Annotated in this window: 18 protein-coding genes and 1 other annotated feature (1 of these 19 running past the window's edge); of the genes, 6 read left to right on the top strand and 12 right to left on the bottom strand. The window is 37.8% G+C overall.

The window, feature by feature from the left end; genetic code table 11:
- Window positions 1-28: 28 nt before the first annotated feature.
- The 3 genes from G558_RS0102850 to G558_RS0102840 all read right to left on the bottom strand — a co-directional run bounded on the left by G558_RS0102850 (window position 29) and on the right by G558_RS0102840 (window position 4,347).
- Window positions 29-1,153, bottom strand: coding sequence for a tyramine oxidase subunit B (locus G558_RS0102850; protein WP_028828820.1), 1,125 nt, complete (start codon window positions 1,151-1,153; stop codon window positions 29-31).
- 157 nt (window positions 1,154-1,310) lie between these two features.
- The gene (locus G558_RS0102845) at window positions 1,311-3,311 is read right to left on the bottom strand and encodes an oxidoreductase (RefSeq protein ID WP_028828819.1); all 2,001 of its coding nucleotides are present in this window, start codon (window positions 3,309-3,311) and stop codon (window positions 1,311-1,313) included.
- A 148-nt stretch (window positions 3,312-3,459) separates the two neighbouring features.
- Window positions 3,460-4,347, bottom strand: a complete 888-nt coding sequence (locus G558_RS0102840; RefSeq protein ID WP_028828818.1) for a LysR family transcriptional regulator — start codon at window positions 4,345-4,347, stop codon at window positions 3,460-3,462.
- A 153-nt stretch (window positions 4,348-4,500) separates the two neighbouring features.
- Between G558_RS0102840 and G558_RS0102835 the strand changes: the two genes are divergently transcribed.
- Genes G558_RS0102835 through G558_RS0102810 form a run of 6 tightly spaced genes read left to right on the top strand, consistent with a single transcriptional unit; the run spans window position 4,501 to window position 10,287 of the window.
- Complete coding sequence (locus G558_RS0102835; RefSeq protein WP_028828817.1) at window positions 4,501-5,373, top strand: shikimate dehydrogenase; 873 nt, start codon at window positions 4,501-4,503, stop codon at window positions 5,371-5,373.
- A gap of 42 nt (window positions 5,374-5,415) precedes the next feature.
- Window positions 5,416-6,633: an MFS transporter gene (locus G558_RS0102830; RefSeq protein WP_330363781.1), complete on the top strand. Its 1,218-nt coding sequence runs from the start codon at window positions 5,416-5,418 to the stop codon at window positions 6,631-6,633.
- A gap of 27 nt (window positions 6,634-6,660) precedes the next feature.
- A complete protein-coding gene (gene aroD / locus G558_RS0102825; protein WP_028828815.1) occupies window positions 6,661-7,422 on the top strand; it encodes a type I 3-dehydroquinate dehydratase in 762 nt (253 codons plus the stop codon).
- A 37-nt stretch (window positions 7,423-7,459) separates the two neighbouring features.
- Window positions 7,460-7,963 carry a TRAP transporter small permease gene (locus G558_RS0102820; protein WP_028828814.1) on the top strand — a complete coding sequence of 168 codons (504 nt, stop codon included), beginning with the start codon at window positions 7,460-7,462 and terminating at the stop codon, window positions 7,961-7,963.
- Window positions 7,963-9,258 (top strand): TRAP transporter large permease, encoded by a 1,296-nt coding sequence (locus G558_RS0102815; protein WP_028828813.1) that lies wholly within the window; start codon window positions 7,963-7,965, stop codon window positions 9,256-9,258. The genes G558_RS0102820 and G558_RS0102815 overlap by 1 nt, the downstream gene beginning before the upstream one ends.
- Window positions 9,259-9,276: 18 nt before the next feature.
- The gene (locus tag G558_RS0102810; protein ID WP_028828812.1) at window positions 9,277-10,287 is read left to right on the top strand and encodes a TRAP transporter substrate-binding protein; all 1,011 of its coding nucleotides are present in this window, start codon (window positions 9,277-9,279) and stop codon (window positions 10,285-10,287) included.
- A 123-nt stretch (window positions 10,288-10,410) separates the two neighbouring features.
- Here the strand turns inward: G558_RS0102810 and G558_RS0102805 are convergent, their stop codons facing one another.
- The 9 genes from G558_RS0102805 to G558_RS0102765 form a co-directional block, all read right to left on the bottom strand.
- Window positions 10,411-11,007, bottom strand: coding sequence for a hydrolase (locus tag G558_RS0102805; RefSeq protein WP_242825200.1), 597 nt, complete (start codon window positions 11,005-11,007; stop codon window positions 10,411-10,413).
- 12 nt (window positions 11,008-11,019) lie between these two features.
- Complete coding sequence (locus G558_RS0102800; RefSeq protein ID WP_028828810.1) at window positions 11,020-12,006, bottom strand: ATP-binding protein; 987 nt, start codon at window positions 12,004-12,006, stop codon at window positions 11,020-11,022.
- 24 nt (window positions 12,007-12,030) lie between these two features.
- Entirely contained in the window at window positions 12,031-13,359 is a 1,329-nt protein-coding gene (locus G558_RS12195) for a DnaD domain protein (RefSeq protein ID WP_036931453.1), read from the bottom strand.
- 167 nt (window positions 13,360-13,526) lie between these two features.
- Window positions 13,527-14,603 (bottom strand): serine protease HtrA, encoded by a 1,077-nt coding sequence (gene htrA / locus G558_RS0102790; RefSeq protein WP_028828809.1) that lies wholly within the window; start codon window positions 14,601-14,603, stop codon window positions 13,527-13,529.
- Between the two features lie 11 nt (window positions 14,604-14,614).
- Window positions 14,615-15,403, bottom strand: coding sequence for an MBL fold metallo-hydrolase (locus G558_RS0102785; RefSeq protein ID WP_028828808.1), 789 nt, complete (start codon window positions 15,401-15,403; stop codon window positions 14,615-14,617).
- A gap of 111 nt (window positions 15,404-15,514) precedes the next feature.
- Entirely contained in the window at window positions 15,515-16,405 is an 891-nt protein-coding gene (gene sdaAA, locus G558_RS0102780) for an L-serine ammonia-lyase, iron-sulfur-dependent, subunit alpha (protein ID WP_028828807.1), read from the bottom strand.
- Window positions 16,406-16,418: 13 nt separating this feature from the next.
- Window positions 16,419-17,087: an L-serine ammonia-lyase, iron-sulfur-dependent subunit beta gene (sdaAB, locus tag G558_RS0102775; RefSeq protein ID WP_028828806.1), complete on the bottom strand. Its 669-nt coding sequence runs from the start codon at window positions 17,085-17,087 to the stop codon at window positions 16,419-16,421.
- Between the two features lie 131 nt (window positions 17,088-17,218).
- The gene (gene recR / locus G558_RS0102770) at window positions 17,219-17,818 is read right to left on the bottom strand and encodes a recombination mediator RecR (RefSeq protein ID WP_028828805.1); all 600 of its coding nucleotides are present in this window, start codon (window positions 17,816-17,818) and stop codon (window positions 17,219-17,221) included.
- Window positions 17,818-18,168 carry a YbaB/EbfC family nucleoid-associated protein gene (locus tag G558_RS0102765; RefSeq protein WP_028828804.1) on the bottom strand — a complete coding sequence of 117 codons (351 nt, stop codon included), beginning with the start codon at window positions 18,166-18,168 and terminating at the stop codon, window positions 17,818-17,820. The genes recR and G558_RS0102765 overlap by 1 nt, the downstream gene beginning before the upstream one ends.
- A 170-nt stretch (window positions 18,169-18,338) precedes the next feature.
- Window positions 18,339-18,384: a binding site (T-box leader), on the top strand (it continues 150 nt past the right edge of the window).

Genomic DNA, 18,384 nt, shown 5'->3' with positions numbered 1-18,384 from the left:
AATACAATATATTATCTTACTTATGCCCTTATGACCAGTGTGGTTTTTCCCAAAGAAGAAGTTTCTGCCCTATGCCCATTTCAAGCGCATTGTTATATACGGTGTAGGCCCATGCTACGTCTTCAGCTGGAATTCCTCCTGATATGAAAATTACCGTTTCTTCGTTGTTTTTTCTTCCCACCGATCTTCCTGTTATTATATCTCCCAGGTTTATGATTTGGCTCTGGTCCTTCTTTTTTTCAAGATATAGTTTCATCAAAGGTGCAGATGGTGCTGATAACAAAAGACTGTCTATTCCATCTGAATGTCTAAGACCCTCATCAATCCAGTCCAGGTGCATATTCCAGTTGTCAACTACCACTGTGCTATTCATGTAGAGTTCCTCACTCAGAGATGCTGTACCAACAAGATGTATGATTGCACCTTTTTTTACCCAGGCATCCTCAATTTTTGCACTTTGAGCGCCCGAAGTTGCTATGCTGATTACATCACTTCCCTTTACCGCTTCTTCTACAGAATCTACAGCTATCATCTTTATACCCAATTCTTCTGAAAGTTCTCTACAAAGAATTTCTGCTTTTAATTTGCTGCGATTATATATTTTTACATTATCTACATTTTCCATAGCCTCGCATATTGCTATCAGAGCGGCGCGGTTTATTACTCCCGCTCCTATTATACCCACTGTTGAAGCTTGATCTGATTTCAGGTGTTTTGTCGCTATCCCAGGTACAGCGCCAGTTCTCATAGCGCTTACAAGGTTTCCTGAACACATAGCAAGTGGGGCTCCAGTTTCCGGATCACTTAGGGTTATGCTGTGTATCGATCTTGGAAGACCTTTTTCTTTGTTTGATACATTAGATCCATACCATTTATTTCCACATACGTCGTATTCTCCACCGACATAAGCTATCATGGTCATTGCTCTTCTGTCAGCACCCGCTACTGGCATGTTTTTCCCTCTTTTTTCCTTAGGATACCAGAGTTTCATACCGTGAGAACTTCCCTTGGGACCTCCCATAAGATAGTCATTGTCGCTCATAAGCGAAAATACATCTTCCATAACTCTTACGCACTCCTTCATATCGAGCACACCGGCCTCTATCATGTCCGGCTCCGACAGATAAAGGAATTCAATTTTCTCTTTGGACATATTTCATCCCCTTCCGTTTTTGTATTTTTTACATAATTAATTTTTACTGTTAACAAAAAACGCACCTGCTTAGCGAGTGCGATTGATTTTGCTTATTACCTTATAATATAATATAATGTAGTTATTAGCAAACATTATTTTATATTACCTATTATATTTATTTTATAAATTTTTTATTTTTTAGAATACTGATTATATTTCTTCCTTCAAAGACTCCTTCGATAATGCGTCTAGCCCTCACACTGTCTCCAATATTGATTATTTCAACGTCTTCATTTTCAAATTCCGACCTTATCTCTTCTATCACCGGACTGTTAGCTTTCATACCAAGACACACAAATCCGTAGTCGAAATCAAGACTTTTTTGTTCTTCTCCAATTTTTACAACAAATTCTCCTGGTTTCACTTCAAGAAGTGCTGTATTTGGCATCTTATTAACGCTATACTTCTTCATTAGCGCATTTATGTCACTCTTTGATACAGGATCTATATCTCTTCCTATTACTGGCTGCATTTCTACTATAGATACTTGCGCATTCCTTGGAGCAAAATACTCAACTACATCAAGCCCCACTGCTCCTCCACCGACTACTACGACTTTCTTTCCTGTAAGATCTTGTGGATATTTATTTATATTTTCTATCATGTCAATAATAGAATATACATTTGTACCTTCTTTACTAATGTACTCATTAAGCCCTTTTACTGGCGGAAGTAGTGGAAGTGATCCTGTTGCGTTTACAATTATATCTGGATTTAGTTTTCTTATGAGTTCTGAATTTGCCTCTGTGTTATTTAGTATATACAGATTTCTCAATTTTGAAGCTCGATTTCTAAGATAGTTTGGAAAATCTGCAAGTCTATTTTTGTCCGGGATCTTTGAAATTTCAGCGGCAAGTCCTCCAGTTTCCTGATTCTTTTCTATAAGAAATACACTGCATCCAACTTCTGCAGCTGTACATGCAGCCTCAAGACCAGCTGTACCGCCTCCTATTACTACCACATTACAAGGTTTAAGCAGTTCAACATCTCTATAGTCCTCAGTCTCATTTACGCACGGATTTACTGTGCATCTTATTGGCCTGTTTACCCCAATTCTATTTCCTGCACATCCAATATTACATGATATACATTTTCTTATTTCATCCTCTCTGCCTGAGCTGAACTTATTTACATATTCAGGATCTGCTATAAGCCCTCTTCCAATCCCAATCATGTCCGAATCTCCTCTTACAATTATATCTTCTGCAATTTTAGGATCTCTTATATTTCCCATTATAAATACCGGTTTGCCGAATTCTTCCTTTATTGCTTTAGAAAGATATGATCTCCATCCATCCGCGAAGTGATTTGCGTCTATTTGGTACTGTATTGAGGAATTTAATCCAGCTGAAACATCAAACATATCTACTTCTTTTTCAAAGAATTTTAAATATTCTATAGAGTCTTGTAGATGGTTTCCACCTTCTACAAACTCGTCTGCACTTATCCTTACTATAATTGGAAACATTGGTCCTACTGCTTTTCTTACCTCGTCAATTACCATCCCTGCAAAACGTGCACGATTTTCAGGGCTCCCCCCAAATTCATCGGTTCTTTTGTTGGTTAATGGTGAAAGAAACTGGCTTATAAGATATGAGTGTCCCGCATGTATTTCAACAGCGTCGAATCCTGCAATTTGTGCTCTTCTTGCTGAATCTCCGTATTTCTTGGCAATGTCTTTAATTTCGTCTTTTGACAAAGGTCTTGGAATCTCTCCACCTTCTTTGGTTGGAACGTCAGAAGCGGATACCGGCTGAGCATTTATTCTTGATGACACTGCAGACGCTCCTGCGTGGTTAAGCTGTATAGCTATTGCAGCTCCGTATTTGTGTACACTTTCGCAAAGTTTGAAAAGTCTTGGCATATAATTGTCAGAATCTATTCTAAGCTGTGTCGTTCCATTATATCCAAGTGGATAATCAACGCAAGTATTTTCAACTATTATAAGCCCCGTTCCACCTTTTGCTCTCTGCTCATAGTAATTTATATGAAGAAAACTCATCTCTCCATTTTGTTCTGCATAATTGGTTCCCATAGGTGTCATGGCAATGCGATTCTTTAAGGTCATATTCTTTACTGTCAACGGACTCAATAATTGTTTGTAAGCACTTTTCATTTTCTTCCTCCATAAATCTCTAACATAAAAATGACATATATATAGACTGTAGTTGTATATAAAATAACGATATATCTAATTATATTACAGCCGTAAAGATAAATCTAATGTATGTTTTATGATTTATTGATAGTTTTTAGCTATCATACTAAAGGGAATTGGACTGTTTCTTTATAAAGTTTATAAAATTTTGGACAGCCGGTGCAAGGTATCTGTATTTGTGATGTATCATGTATACGTCGTGATACATATCTCTGTTTTTGAGCGTAAGTATTTTTATATTTGCCGATTCAAGTTCCGATACCCTTGCTACAATAGCCACTCCAAAACCAGCCTCAACAAGTGCCACTATAGATCCTTCATCTGATGATTCGCATATTATCTCCGGGTTCATATCAAAATTTTTGAAAAGTTTTCTCGTAAATTTCCCAAGGCCTGAATATCTTTCATATGCAATCACGTTATGGCTCTGCATCTGCTTTATGTCGATTTCTTCATACTGCGCTAGCTCATGGTTATGCGGAACTATAACTACAAGTTCTTGTCTTATTATTGGGACAAAGTTTAGATCACTTTCTTCTTCAGAATAAGATCCAAATACTACGTCGAATTTGTCGGCCTTAAGACCTTCTATCATCTTGGCAGTGTAATTTTGGGAAAACGAGAAAGTTACATTTTTGTTTTCTTTTATATCCAAAAATCGTCTGGCTGAAAATGGTATATAGTGTTTCGCAAGTGGAGAAACATATGCTATGTCTATATGCCCCTCACTGCTACTTGCAAGATTTTCCATCCTCTTCTTTGTATTTTCAAGTTCCTCTATGATTTTGTCCACGTGTTCCAAAAAAATTCTGCCATATTTTGTAAGTACTATATTTCTTCCTTGTTTTTCAAAAAGAAATAGTCCAAGCTCCTCCTCTAGATTTGACATCGATCGACTTAAACTTGGCTGAGATATGTTTAGCTCCGCCGCTGCCTGATGATAGTGTTGCAAATTAGCCACCATTTGAAAATAGTAAAGTTGGTTTAGATTCATCTTATCCTCCTTCTAAATGATAGTTCCAAACTATCAATATTGTTCATAAGTTGTATTGGAAGTTATGTTTTCTATATCATATAATAACTATACAGGAATTGTCAAATTAATAACGAAAGCTTACTATTAAAATTATGAAAAGAGGTTGAAAAAATGGCAGAAAGAATAACAGGACATACAGAACTCATAGGATTGATGGCATATCCAATAAGACATTCCAGTTCTCCGGCTATGCAAAATGAGGCATTCTCAAAAATGGGTTTCGACTATGCATATCTTGCATTTGAGGTAGACAACAGCAATCTTGAAGATGCTGTGCAATCTATAAGAGCACTTAAAATGAGAGGTTCTAATGTGTCAATGCCCAACAAAACCGTAGTACACAAGTATCTCGACAAGCTGTCTCCAGCAGCAGAACTTACAGGCGCTGTAAACACTATAGTAAATGACAATGGAATACTTACTGGTCACATAACAGACGGAACTGGATTTATGGCTGCTCTCAGAGATAATGAAATTGATATTAAAGGTAAAAAAATTACTATAGTTGGAGCCGGTGGGGCCGCTACTGCAATCGAAATCCAATCAGCACTAGATGGAGTAGCCGAAATGTCTGTATTCAACAGAAAAGATGAATTTTGGGAAAGAGCTGAAAGAAATGTTAAAGCTATAAACGAAAAGACAAACTGTAATGCAAAACTTTTTGATCTTGATAACCTTGAGATGCTAAAATCAGAGATTGCAGCCAGCTGCCTTTTTGTAAATGCAACAGGAATGGGAATGAAACCGCTTGAGGGACAATCATATATACCTGATTCTTCATATCTTAGACCTGATCTTGTAGTGGCCGATGTTGTTTATTCTCCAGCAGAAACCGCTCTTTTGAAAATGGCAAAAGAAATCGGATGTAAATGCATGAACGGTTTTGGAATGATGTTATTTCAAGGATCTGCAGCATTTGAGCTGTGGACTGGAAAACCTATGCCAATCGAATACATGAAAGAAACGCTGGGAATAAAATACTAAGATTTTCAAATTGAAAATATATTACTATAATTGGAGGATAAAATGGAAACTATAAACTACAAAAAGTATTACCCAACGGCATTTATCATGTACATCAGTTTTTTCATTCATGGTATTGGAGTATCGATATTAGGTCAGTATAAACAAAACTTTGCAAGCCAGTGGGGAGCTCAAAAACTCGCAGATGGATCGTTTGACGTAGGAAATGTGCTTATCGTAATCGCTGCACTTGGACTCGGAAGACTAATCACACTTCCAGTTGCTGGCCCTTTGTCAGACAAGTTTGGCCGTAAAGCATCGGCATTAATTGGTATAGCATGCTATGCAATATATTTCATAGGTATAGTATTTTCACCAAATATGTACGTTGCTTATGCATTCGCTATCCTTGGTGGAGCAGCGAACTCATTCATCGATACGGGTATAATTCCTGCGTGTCTGGAAATACTCGTTGAATCAAGTGGCCTTGCTACTATATTTACAAAACTTGCGGTATCTCTTGGACAATTGCTACTTCCTACAATGATAGGGTTTGTAGCTGCAAATGAGCTTTCATTCAAATCTATATTTTTCCTAATGGCTGCACTTATAATAATTGACGGTATACTTATAGCCTTTATGCCAGTGCCACCAATGAACAGCAACATAAAGAAGGGTGATAAAGCCGCATCTTCAAAGATGAAATTTACACCTGCTGCAATAGCTCTTATCGCCATCGGATTTACATGTACCTCAACATTTCAGCTTTGGCTAAACTGTAACCAGGAGTTTGGAAAGATGGTTGGCTTAGCTGACCCTAAAAGAATCCAGTCATTCTACTCAGCAGGTACGATTATAGCAGTACTACTTACTGCATATCTGATGAAGAAAAAAGTAAATCCTATTAGATTCCTTATTATCTATCCTGCAATAGCAATGTCTATGCTTATAATAGTTTATATAGTAAGAACTCCTTTCATATGTCTTCTTGGAGGTTTTGTAATAGGTTTCTCGGCAGCAGGAGGAGTTCTTCAGATGGCTACAGCCGCTTCAAACGATATGTTCCCTTCAAACAAAGGCAAGATAACTTCTATAATAATGATCGCATCGAGTCTTGCTAACTATATAATTCTTAATGTTGCTGGAATACTTACAAAAAACGGGGGCGCTCAGGGACCATTGCATGTTATAATTCTTAATATAGGAATAACTTTCATTGGTATACTGCTAGCAACTTTTGTAAATATCCAGTACAAACAAAACAAAGTAACAATAAGCTAGTTATCACATTTATACAAGGAGAATATAATGAATACTGTAAAAATAAGAAATATAGAGCTTGGCAGTGGAATACCTAAAATATGCGTTCCTATTGTCGCAATTACGAAAAATGAAATATTAGAAGAAGCTAAGAATTTTGGCTCAATTCCAGTAGATATAGCAGAGTGGCGTGTTGACTGGTACGAAGACGTATTTGACATAGAGATCCTAAAACAAACTCTTTTTGAACTTAGAGCCGCTCTTGGAGAGATTCCTCTGCTTTTTACTTTCCGAACTAGCAAGGAAGGCGGAGAAAAAAGCATTGATTCAAAAACCTATTCAGAACTTAATATAGCTGCCGCAAGGACTGGTCACGTAGATTTAATTGACGTTGAGGCTTTTACAGGAGATGAAATAGTAAAAGAAATAATAGAAAAAGTTCATGAATATGGAATTAAAGTTGTCGCTTCAAATCACGATTTCTTTGCGACTCCTTCAAAAGAAGAAATAATATCAAGACTCATGAAGATGCAAGAGCTTGGTGCCGATATTCCCAAAATAGCCGTAATGCCTCAAAGCAAAAAAGATGTACTTACACTTCTTTCGGCTACAGAGGAAATGTATTCGCATCATGCTGACAGGCCAATAATTACTATGTCTATGGCTGGGACAGGCTTGATAAGTCGTCTTGCCGGAGAGACATTTGGCTCGGCACTTACATTTGGAGCAGCAAAAAAAGCTTCCGCACCTGGACAGATAGGTGTAAATGAACTTCATGAAGTTCTAAAAATAATACACTCAGGAATATAATTTATAATTTATTAAAATCAAGAAGGAGGTAGACGATATGTTAAAGTGGCTGGATAAAAATCTCGAGGAAGCATTACTTGTAACAATTTTGTGTGCAATGACACTGATCATGGGTATACAGGTATTTTCAAGGTATGCGCTCAGTTATTCGCTTTCTTGGTCAGAGGAAGTTACCAGATACCTTTTCATATGGTCTGCCTTTTTGAGCATAAGCTACTGCACAAAAAGGTGCATATCTATAAAGATAGAGCAGTTTTTGCACAGATTTTCAGACAGAAACAGAGCTCTGCTCAAAGTAATAAACCATACAATAGAGCTTTTACTTTTTGCCTACTTGATTCCTTACAGCATAATGTATTTAAATTCTTCCATAAGCAGCAATCAAGTTAGCCCAGCTCTCGGAGTTCCTATGTATCTTGTCCAAAGTGCTCCTCTTGTGGGTTTTCTGCTGGCCTTTATACGTATACTGCAGCGCTGGATAATCGAATATAAAATTGTTAAAAATGATGTTTTGGATAACAAACTCAAAGGAGGTAATTGATGTCATCACTTGTCATAATGATAATATTCATAATATCAATCCTTCTAGCAATCCCAGTGTCAATATCCCTCGGATTGGCCTCAGTGCTTCCAGGGGTATTCGACCCTTCATTTACTGCAAGCGGTCAGTTCGTTATACGTTCTATGGTTGGAGGTATTGACAGCTTTCCACTCCTTGCCGTACCTATGTTTGTACTTTCCGGAATAATAATGGCCAGGGGTGGGATATCAAAAAAAATATTCGACATATTTTCACTCTTATTTGGAAGATTTACAGCTGGGATTCCATGCTCCGTAATCGGAACATGCCTGTTTTTTGGAGCAATCTCCGGATCTGGTCCTGCAACAGTTGCCGCAGTAGGAAGCATGACTATTCCGATACTTTCATCACTTGGATATGATAAAAAATTCAGCACTGCAATAGTCGCTGTTTCTGGAGGGGTTGGGGTAATAATTCCTCCTAGTATTCCATTTATAATGTACGCAATGGCATCTGGAGAATCTGTAAGCAGTCTTTTTATCGCTGGAATATTGCCTGGACTTCTAATTTCTTTTCTCTTGATGATTTATTGCATATTTTATTGTATTAAAAACGGAGAAGACAGGACTCTCATAAACAAAAGAATCGACGATCTTAATAAAAAAGGGGTATTAATTGTAATAAAAGAGAGCCTGTTTGCACTTATGGCTCCAGTAATAATACTTGGCTTTATATATGCCGGAATCACTTCACCTACAGAGGCCGCTGTAATATCCGTATTCTATTCTGTCATCATAAGCATATTCGTTTACAAGACACTGAAAATTTCGGAAATGAAAGATATTATAATCGAATCAGTAAGGACTTTTTCTCCAATACTATTCATACTTGCCTCCTCAATAGCTTTTTCAAGAGTCCTTACGCTAATGCAAATTCCTCAGCAGCTTTCGGAAATGATACTGACAAATTTCAGTAGCAGATTTGCTATACTAGTAATTATAAATCTGCTCCTGCTTTTGGTAGGCATGGTAATGGACACTACTCCTGCAATACTAATTCTTGCCCCTATCTTGCTTCCTATAATCCAAGCCATTGATATTGATCCTGTACACTTTGGTGTGATTATGGTCGTAAATCTAGCAATCGGATTTGTTACCCCACCCATTGGAGTTAACTTATTTATTGCAAGTACCATTTCAGAAATCCCAGTAACGGAAATCGCGGTAAAAGTTGTTCCTATGATTGGTTTTTTTCTTATAGCACTACTACTTATATCTATATTTCCTCAAATAAGTCTGATACTGCTCGGAAATTGAAGGCGAAGGAGAATTTTTATGAAAATAAATGTTAAAAAACATATATGTTTTATTGTAATAATAGGCTTCGTCCTTTCATTATCGTCTGGTTGCGGCTCTCAAGATGAAGATGTGCAGCGTTATGCTTGGCCTCTTGCAACCGCAAGTCCTGAAGATACTGTGACAAATATATTTGCCCAAAAATTTGCTGATGAAGTTTCAGTTCTCAGCAATGGAAAAATGAAAATTCAAGTGTACCCAAATAGTACGCTTGGAGGAGATAGAGAGCTTCTCGAAAGCTGCGAAAGTGGAGATATCCCTTTTGTTGTTCAAAACACCGCACCTCAAGTCGCATTTATGCCTGAAATATCCATATTTGATCTGCCCTGTGCTTTTGATAATATAAAAGATGCAAGAGGTGCCGTGGATAATCCTGTTTTTTATAATTTGATAGAAAATGTGTATATACGCTCTGGTTACAGGGTCCTAGGATTCGCAGATCAGGGATTTCGCGTTACTACCTCAAACCGTAAAATCGAAAATATAGATGATTTCAAGGGGCTCAAGATAAGAACCATGGAAAATCCCAATCATATAAGGTTTTGGAAAGCCCTCGGATCAAATCCTACTCCCATGTCTTTTAATGAGGTTTATGTCGGACTCCAGCAAGGGACTATAGATGCTCAAGAAAATCCATACGAAGTAATCGCTTCTGGGCGATTGCATGAGCAGCAAAAATATATCCTTGAAACCAATCATATCCCACATTATATTTCACTGATTGTAAGTGACAAATTTTATAATGAGCTCAGCGCTGATCAGCAGAAAATAGTGGACAAAGCTGCTAAAATCGCACGAGATTTTGCAAGAAATGCCTCAGATGAAAGAATAGAAAAAAAAACAGAAGATATCACTGCTGAAGGCATACAGATAATTAATATCTCACCAGAACTTAGATACGATCTGCAAAAGAGCGCCGAAAGTGTTTATGTTGATATAATAAACCAAAGTGGTAACGAGATATACAACGCTTATACTAAAACAGACTAAAAAAACACCAGGGTCTCCTCTTTTCTAACTGCTCGAAATAAAATTCCTCCTTCATTGATTATTATTGTTATACCCTTAACCATTCAAAATTACATCATATTTTGTTAAAAAGAGAAAACACTTTTATTCATGCTCAAGTATTACCGAAGATTCTACGTCTGCAATATGGAGGGCAAGTGCAAGTGGAAACTGTGCGTATGCATTGTTAAGACTGAAGTCTCCTGGCATTCTGTCATAGGCTCCCATATGGCAGTTTATTGCTACCTGCTCATCAGGGTCAAGCTTCATAAATTCCTGAATTATGAATATACTCTTGCCTCCATGACTTCCATAGTTAAATTTTTCCTTAAATTCATAAAAAGGTACCTGTACCCACTGGCCGCTTTCATTTTTTTTGTTTCTCATGCTCACAGTATAAGTATTTACCTTACAAAGGTCATGCAAGAGAGCTACTATGGCTATCTTTTCTTCAGATGGATTTAAATTGTACCTGTTTTTTACAAAATCCCTCGTAAGATAGTCCTTGAGACAGTCGTATACATTGAGGCTGTGTTCACACAGGCCTCCCTCGTAACTGCAGTGAAATCTGGTCGAAGAAGGCGCCGTGAAAAAATCGCTTTTTTCCAGATATGTCAGCAAGCGGTCTGCTCCTTCTCTTGTTATATGTGTTTTGTATATTTCCATAAATCTGTTTTTATTTTGCATTATTTTATCACTCATATATTTACACCTCTACCATCTAAGATCTTCACCTACAAACTTGTAGGTATCCACATACATAATAAGCCTTGAAAATATCCTTTCGTCATATCTGTCTCTAAGCTCAGCCGGCGACAGATTGGTGGATATAATCATCTTTTTCTCTTTTATTATTCTCGTATTTATTATATTAAACAAAGCCGTCTTTACGAAATTATTGGTAAGTTCGGCTCCAAGGTCGTCTATTATCAGCAGGTCTACATCATCAAGTTCTCTATAGTCCTCAAGTATGTACTCCTTAAGAAAGCTTGCCCTGTCAAATGTATACATCTGGAGCATATCTATAAGCTCATTTGAGGTATAATACCTGACCGTCCGACCTCTGTCCATCATTTCTTTTGCAATAGCTGAACACATAAAGCTCTTGCCAAGCCCAGTGCCTCCGTAAAATAAAATACTCTTTGTATCTCCTGAGTCAAAACTGTCCATAAAGCTTTTGGATTCTCTCATTATCAGCTCCATCTGCTCCCTTGGCGTCTTTTCTATGTTCATTTCCGGAGAAATCAAATACTTCTTTTCGTTATCAAATATCTCCATATTAAAGGTCCTGAAATTTTCTTTTTCAACACGCTTTACAAGATTTGATTTCCTGTATCTTAGCTGTTCCTGAAGCTTTACCAGGCATGAACATTTTTCAAAACGTCCCATCTTCTCTATATAACCCCTGTCCTTGCATGTAGTGCATTCATATCTGAGTCTTAGATCAAGTGGATTTATCTCATTTTCTGCCATATATATACGTCTTTTTTCTTTGGCAGCCACAAGCTTTCTTTGCGATTCTTCAGCTTCGTTTTTCTTACCAAGGACAGTATTTCTTGTATGGTCCAGATTTAAAAGCATAATCTCAGTATCCATATCCTCAAGTTCAGGATTTGCAGAGTATATAATATTTTTTCTTCTCTGAAGTTCTGCTTCTTTTTGATCCCTCTTTCTCTGGTATATATATTCTGTATTTTCCATATTCCCTCATTTTCCGTGTAGATATTAACTTAGACTGTTTTTTTCCATATCTTTTTCTTTTTTTGCAAGTTTTTCAAACAATTTTTTCTGTAGCCTTTTTTCCAGATCGTCCATTTCCTGAGGTTTGTCCCCCAAAGATCTTGACTTGGTCTGGTCTTTTGACTTGTACCTGGATGGAAAATCCGGTTCTATATTTCTGATATCTTCCAGGGTGACTTTTTCAGATTCTTCATTCATGGAAGGATCAAGGAGTATCTTGCACAGATTCTCCAGGCTGGCCGGCGTCCCTTTTTCCTTGAGCCACTTTGCAGCAAGCTCTATATCATCAAAGTGATAATGCTCATACAAAAAACTCAGGCTGTCTATCTCTGATTTATTCATGGTTTTCCTTGAAAATTTTACAAGCTTGAATATTTTTTCTCTGAAATTATTCTTGTCTTCTCTTTCAAATCCAATCATAGCCGATGATACTGGTCCACTATTTTCTTTTTTAGCATCTTTGTCTTTGAGCTTTTCATTCCAGTTTTTTAGTATTCCATTAAGGTAATTCATATTAGGGCTTCTTATTGCAGTAGTCTTGCTAAGGGCATCTTCTATAACTTCTATAGTAAACTTGTAGTCATCCAGCCATATGTTCATCATTTCTTCTTCCGGCTTTGTAGGAAGACGATACTCACCAAGACTGGCCAATATCTTCTTATACTCAAGGTAGCGCTTTTCTTTATTTCTTAGCATTACATCGAGGTCTTCAGAGCTCCTTATCCCGTCGAGATACCAGTTCCTGAGTATGCCAAGTGCAGATGCCACAGACTTGGATTTTTTTCGATACAAATTGAATTTTACGGCTTCTACGACAAGGTCCTTGGGTACATTATACTGCTTTATAAATTCATTTATCTTGGTCATGTCATAATGCATAAGAGGAATCTGAATTGACTGTTCAATCTGATCAAACATCTTTTTGTATTCTTCATTTTGATAGGCTACCAAAAGCTCATCTGTAGTTACCTTTGATGGTTTAGATGCAAGTCCTACACTTAGGAGATTTTTAAATTCTACCGAAAAAGACTGGGCCTGTTCATCATTGATACTGTGTTTTGTTATAAGCCCACAGGATTCAAAAAAATCCCAGCAAGACAGTACATCGTCCAGGGAAACGTCGAGCTTCTCCGAAAGACTTTCATTGCTATCTATAGATTCTTCCTGGTCATATTCCTGATTCTTGCTAAGGTAATATGCATACAGGTATATTTTAAGCATTACCGGATTCACAATTGGCAGAATCTGCTCAAAAAATGTATTGGGTATGCTGGTTTCTCTCTTTTGTATATCAGTTTTTTCCTGAAAAAACATGGCAACTCCGTTTCTATTTTAATCTTTACCTGTTTATTATAATATACTTTATTATACCACTCTTGATGTCACTTTTCATCTTATTAACACAAAAACCCCTTAAAATGCTCCAGGAATTGTCCTGCCTGATTTCAAGGGGAATATTCTTTTTTAAAATTTTCAAGCCTCTAGAATACAAATTCCAAATTTACCTTTTTGCTGTCTCTGAGCACTACTGATTTTATAGTATCTCCTTTTTTGACTCCATACAGGTATTTTACCAGATCCTGCATGTTTTCTATCTTAGTATTGTCCATTTTTATTATTACATCATTTACCATCAGGCTGGCTTTGGCTGCTACCGATCCCTCATCAATTTTCGCTACAAATACTCCGCTGTCTGCCCCAGTTTCAATTCCCGTTGCCTGTTCATAATACTGGGCATCTATGCCTTGTATGCCAAGAGTCACCTTTTGGTATGATCCCGTCTCTATGAACTGATCTACAATAGGTTTTGCCGTGTTTATAGGTATTGCAAACCCAAGTCCTTCGCCTGTACTTGCCTTAGCCGTATTTATGCCAATTACCTGACCTTTAGAATTTAGAAGAGGCCCTCCGCTGTTTCCAGGGTTTATTGCCGCACTTGTCTGTATCAGATTGTCCATGGTAGCATTTGCATCTATCTGTATGGTTCTTTCGAGTCCACTTATGATACCTTCTGTAACTGAACGCTGAAATTCCAGTCCGAGTGGATTTCCTATGGCTACTGCTAAATCTCCCACTTCTACCTTGTCACTGTCTCCCAGCTCTGCTACCTGAAGGCCCTGCTTGTTAACTTTGATCATTGCAAGATCTATGGTCTTGTCTGTCCACAGTATTTCCGCCTTGCTCTTTGATCCATCTTCAAAAAGTACTGTTACATCTTTTCCGGCACCATCTTCCAAAACGTGGGAGTTTGTAAGTATCATCCCTCTTGCATCAATGATTACGCCTGTACCGACTCCTGTCTGCTGCATGGGTCCTGTAAATAAATTTCCAACATCTACTACTGTAGTAATTCCCACAACAGAAGGCATTGCTTTTTTTATAACCGCCTTGTATACATTCTCTGTATTTTGCTCTGAGACGTTTATAGTCGTCTGAGCTCCACCATTACCGGTCCCCATAATCGGAAGCCCATTTATAAGTGGAAGCACTGTTATTGTAAGCATACTTCCTACAATTGCACCAATGAGCGCAATAAGCAGTATCTTGTTTTTTTTCATTTTGCATCCCTCTATTCTATTGAGTATATTTTTGAAACCCTGCCTCTGAGCATTACATCAAGTCCTACATCATCAGGTCCTATATTCTGCTGTGAAAGTATAGATGCTACAGTTTGAAACGCCAGCTCCGGAAGATTGCTCTCCTTGCTGAGATGTGCAAGAAGGAGTTTCCTTGTCCCACTTTTTACAAGTGCCGCTCCAAGATATCCAGCTTCTTCATTGCTAAGATGCCCCGCATCTGATCTTATTCTTTGTTTGAGAGGATAGGGATAGCTGCAATAGCTGAGCATATGAGGATCATAATTTGATTCTATAACCGCTATGTCCGAACCCTTTATATTATTAAATACATCATCAGAAATACATCCAATGTCAGTAACTACTGAGATTTTTTGATTACCCTGATTTAGGGTGTATCCTGTAGGTTCTACGGCATCGTGACTTATTTCAAAAGTCTTGGCCTCTATATTCTTGATATCCAGAGTATCTCCTCTTTTAAAGACTCTTACATTTTCTTCTTTTATTTTTCCTATGTGCTTTTTCATGCTTTCCCATGTTTTTTCAGTGGCATATACCGGAGTATTGAATTTTCTGCTCAGTATTCCAACCGCCTGTATATGATCTATGTGTTCATGAGTAACCAGTATTGCATCGAGCCCATCCATACTCTGACCATGCATTGCAAGATGTTCAATTGCCCGCTTTCCGGAAATCCCTGCATCTATTACTATTTTTGTGTCCTTGCCTGTTATATAATGACAATTGCCACAGCTTCCGGACGATAATGATATATACTTCATTTTTTCTCCTTGCCGCCTGTTTACTATTTTACTCCAGGATTGTGGAAATCATATAAAATTTTTATACATTTTTTGTGATTTTTTGTGTAAAAAAGGGAGTAATACTCCCGATTAGCCAAATATTTTTGAACAAAGGTTGCATCCGGTCTTTGTTGCTGCAAGTCCACCAAGCGCTGTTTCTCTAAGTTCATAAGGAAGAGACCTTCCTACCTGGTACATTGCCTCTACTGTTTCATCAAAAGGTATGTGGTTATTCACTCCACAAAGCGTCATCTCTGCACATATAAGCGCGTTGCTCGCACCCATTGCATTTCTTTTTTGACAAGGTACTTCAACCAGTCCAGCTATTGGGTCGCACACAAGACCAAGCATATTTCCCATTGCTGAGCTTGCTGCATCAAATGCCTGAAGTGGTGTTCCACCCATAATCTCTGTTATAGCAGCTGCCGCCATTGCAGATGCTGATCCCATCTCAGCCTGGCATCCGCCTTCAGCTCCAGATACAGTTGCGTTTCTTGTAATTATATACCCTACTGCAGATGCTGTAAGCATAGCAGGCATCATTTCGTCATCTGTGAGGTCATATTCTTCCTGGATTGCCGCAAATACACCAGGAATAACTCCCGAAGATCCTGCAGTTGGAGCCGCTACAATAAGACCCATAGAAGTGTTCACTTCAAGCACTCCCATTGCATAGGCTATTACCTTTGACATGAAGCTTCCACACACAGGTTTTTTATCTATTCTTGCCATAATCTTTTTTTCTTCTCCGCCTAAAAGTCCACCCATTGATTTGAGGTCTTCATTGAGCGCTTTTTTTGTAGAATTTTTCATTATATGGTAAGAGTGCATAAGATCTGAAAGAACCTTTTCTTTAGTCTTTCCAAAAACCTGAACCTCTCTACTTAGCATAAGCTCACCTATACTCATCTGCGTTTCTTCTGCCAAAGCAAGAAGCTCTACTGCACTTGTAAAATCAAAATTTATATTATTATCTTTCATCTTATCTCCAATCTTATATCTCTACTATAGTAGTATCTTCAATATCTTCACATTCACGTATTCTGGCCACTACACTCTTGTCTATCTCTTCATCAGCCTCTATTATAGTGTAGGCAGTCTCTCCTTTTTGAGTTCTGTAAACTCTCATAAAGGCAACGTTTATGTCGCAGTCGCTCAGTGCTGTGGTAATATGGGCCACAACCCCTTTTCTGTCTTTTTGTCTTACTATTATAGTACTGTATTTTCCGGTGAACATAACCTCTACACCATTTATCTGCTTGACCTGAACGTTTCCGCCTCCGATTGACTCTCCCATTATGGATTTTTCTTCACCTTTTGAGTTTTTTATAAATATCTCAACAGTATTAGGGTGTACGTTCTTGTTTGTTGAATTCGTCTCAAAGCTGTATTTTATTCCAAGCTTGTCTGCATATTCAAAAGCATCTCTGATTCTTTCATCCTCAGTTCCAAAACCCATTATACCGCCAAGAAGGGCTCTGTCTGTTCCATGGCCTCTGTATGTCTGGGCAAACGAACCATAAAGAACAAATCTTGCTTCTTTTATATCCTTGTCCGCCAGTTTGTATGCTATAAGGGCTATTCTGAGAGCTCCCGCAGTGTGAGAACTCGATGGACCTATCATGTTTGGTCCGATTACATCAAAAATACTGATATCTTTCATTTTTTCTCCTAACATTAAAATACGATTAAAACTCTATAAATATTTTTATACCCTAAATATTGTGGATAACTCGCCACTTACCCACAGCTTTTAGCATTCTTATCCACAATATCTTGTGTTTTATAATATAATTACAATTCTCTTCTTCCCTCGAGGGCCTTGCTTATTGTCACATCATCTGCATACTCTATATCCCCACCTACAGGAAGTCCATGGGCTATTCTTGTGACCTTTATTCCAAAAGGTTTTATCAGCCTTGCTATATACATAGCTGTAGCTTCTCCGTCTATTGTAGGATTGGTCGCGAGTATTACTTCTTGAAGTTCGGTGTCTGCCAGTCTTTTTATGAGTTCCTTTATCTTTAGCATGTCTGGAGTTATGGAATCCATAGGCGATATAGTACCGTGCAGCACATGGTACTTGCCTCTGTACTCTCTGGACCTTTCCAGAGCTGCGACATCTCTTGGGTCTTCTACCACGCATATTATAGCCGAATCTCTTGAAGGATTTCCGCATATAGAGCACAAGCTGCTGTCTGCTATATTGCAGCACTGCTGGCAGTACATAATATTTTCCTTTGCATTAACGACTGCATCTGCAAGCTCTTGAACCTCTTCTTGAGAAAGATTTATAACATGAAAAGCAAGCCTTTGCGCGGTCTTTCTGCCTATTCCAGGAAGTTTGGCAAATTGCTCTATCAATATATCAATATGGTTTGAGAAGTGCTGCATTAAAACATCCCCGGCATTCCCATTGTGCCCGAGATTTTTGACATCCCGCTTGTCATCATGTCATCAGCTGCTTTTAGGGCCTGATTAACCGCAGTAAGCACAAGATCTTCAAGCATCTCCACGTCTTCAGGGTCAACAACTTCTGGATTTATTTTTATTGAAAGTACTTCTTTATTTCCATTTGCCTTAACAACAACAGCGCCGCCTCCAACTGAAGCTTCTACTTCTTTTACTCCAAGCTCAGCTTGCATAACTTCCATATCTTTTTGCATCTTTTGAACCTGTTTCATCATATTATTCATGTTTCCTGGCATTGCTCCGCCTGGAAAACCTCCACCTTTTCTTGCCATGATTTCCTCCTTATATTTCACTCATTATTTTCTACTAACAATGCAATGTATTTTACCATAAAATTTTACTTGATTGCAATGATATTCATATTATACCACAAGAGGCAAAAAAACTATTGCAAAATTACAGTTTAAATGATAATATTCAAGTAACAATATTAAAATTCAAATAAAGGGCTGTGAAGAGGACAAGTAGTTTAGTTTCTTTCAAAAAGA

This window comes from Proteocatella sphenisci DSM 23131 (assembly GCF_000423525.1).
GTDB lineage: Bacteria > Bacillota > Clostridia > Peptostreptococcales > Filifactoraceae > Proteocatella > Proteocatella sphenisci.
This window is presented reverse-complemented; position numbering and strand designations above follow the sequence as displayed.

Excerpts from the sequence above, each read along its gene's own strand:
- recR (WP_028828805.1), bottom strand. The coding sequence starts at position 17,818 with ATGCAGCACTTCTCAAACCATATTGATATATTGATAGAGCAATTTGCC.
- G558_RS0102785 (WP_028828808.1), bottom strand. The coding sequence starts at position 15,403 with ATGAAGTATATATCATTATCGTCCGGAAGCTGTGGCAATTGTCATTAT.
- G558_RS0102765 (WP_028828804.1), bottom strand. The coding sequence starts at position 18,168 with ATGGCAAGAAAAGGTGGAGGTTTTCCAGGCGGAGCAATGCCAGGAAAC.
- G558_RS0102835 (WP_028828817.1), top strand. The coding sequence starts at position 4,501 with ATGGCAGAAAGAATAACAGGACATACAGAACTCATAGGATTGATGGCA.
- G558_RS0102845 (WP_028828819.1), bottom strand. The coding sequence starts at position 3,311 with ATGAAAAGTGCTTACAAACAATTATTGAGTCCGTTGACAGTAAAGAAT.
- G558_RS0102820 (WP_028828814.1), top strand. The coding sequence starts at position 7,460 with ATGTTAAAGTGGCTGGATAAAAATCTCGAGGAAGCATTACTTGTAACA.
- sdaAB (WP_028828806.1), bottom strand. The coding sequence starts at position 17,087 with ATGAAAGATATCAGTATTTTTGATGTAATCGGACCAAACATGATAGGT.
- G558_RS0102805 (WP_242825200.1), bottom strand. The coding sequence starts at position 11,007 with ATGAGTGATAAAATAATGCAAAATAAAAACAGATTTATGGAAATATAC.
- G558_RS0102800 (WP_028828810.1), bottom strand. The coding sequence starts at position 12,006 with ATGGAAAATACAGAATATATATACCAGAGAAAGAGGGATCAAAAAGAA.
- G558_RS0102815 (WP_028828813.1), top strand. The coding sequence starts at position 7,963 with ATGTCATCACTTGTCATAATGATAATATTCATAATATCAATCCTTCTA.
- htrA (WP_028828809.1), bottom strand. The coding sequence starts at position 14,603 with ATGAAAAAAAACAAGATACTGCTTATTGCGCTCATTGGTGCAATTGTA.
- G558_RS0102850 (WP_028828820.1), bottom strand. The coding sequence starts at position 1,153 with ATGTCCAAAGAGAAAATTGAATTCCTTTATCTGTCGGAGCCGGACATG.
- G558_RS12195 (WP_036931453.1), bottom strand. The coding sequence starts at position 13,359 with ATGTTTTTTCAGGAAAAAACTGATATACAAAAGAGAGAAACCAGCATA.
- aroD (WP_028828815.1), top strand. The coding sequence starts at position 6,661 with ATGAATACTGTAAAAATAAGAAATATAGAGCTTGGCAGTGGAATACCT.
- sdaAA (WP_028828807.1), bottom strand. The coding sequence starts at position 16,405 with ATGAAAGATAATAATATAAATTTTGATTTTACAAGTGCAGTAGAGCTT.
- G558_RS0102840 (WP_028828818.1), bottom strand. The coding sequence starts at position 4,347 with ATGAATCTAAACCAACTTTACTATTTTCAAATGGTGGCTAATTTGCAA.
- G558_RS0102830 (WP_330363781.1), top strand. The coding sequence starts at position 5,416 with ATGGAAACTATAAACTACAAAAAGTATTACCCAACGGCATTTATCATG.
- G558_RS0102810 (WP_028828812.1), top strand. The coding sequence starts at position 9,277 with ATGAAAATAAATGTTAAAAAACATATATGTTTTATTGTAATAATAGGC.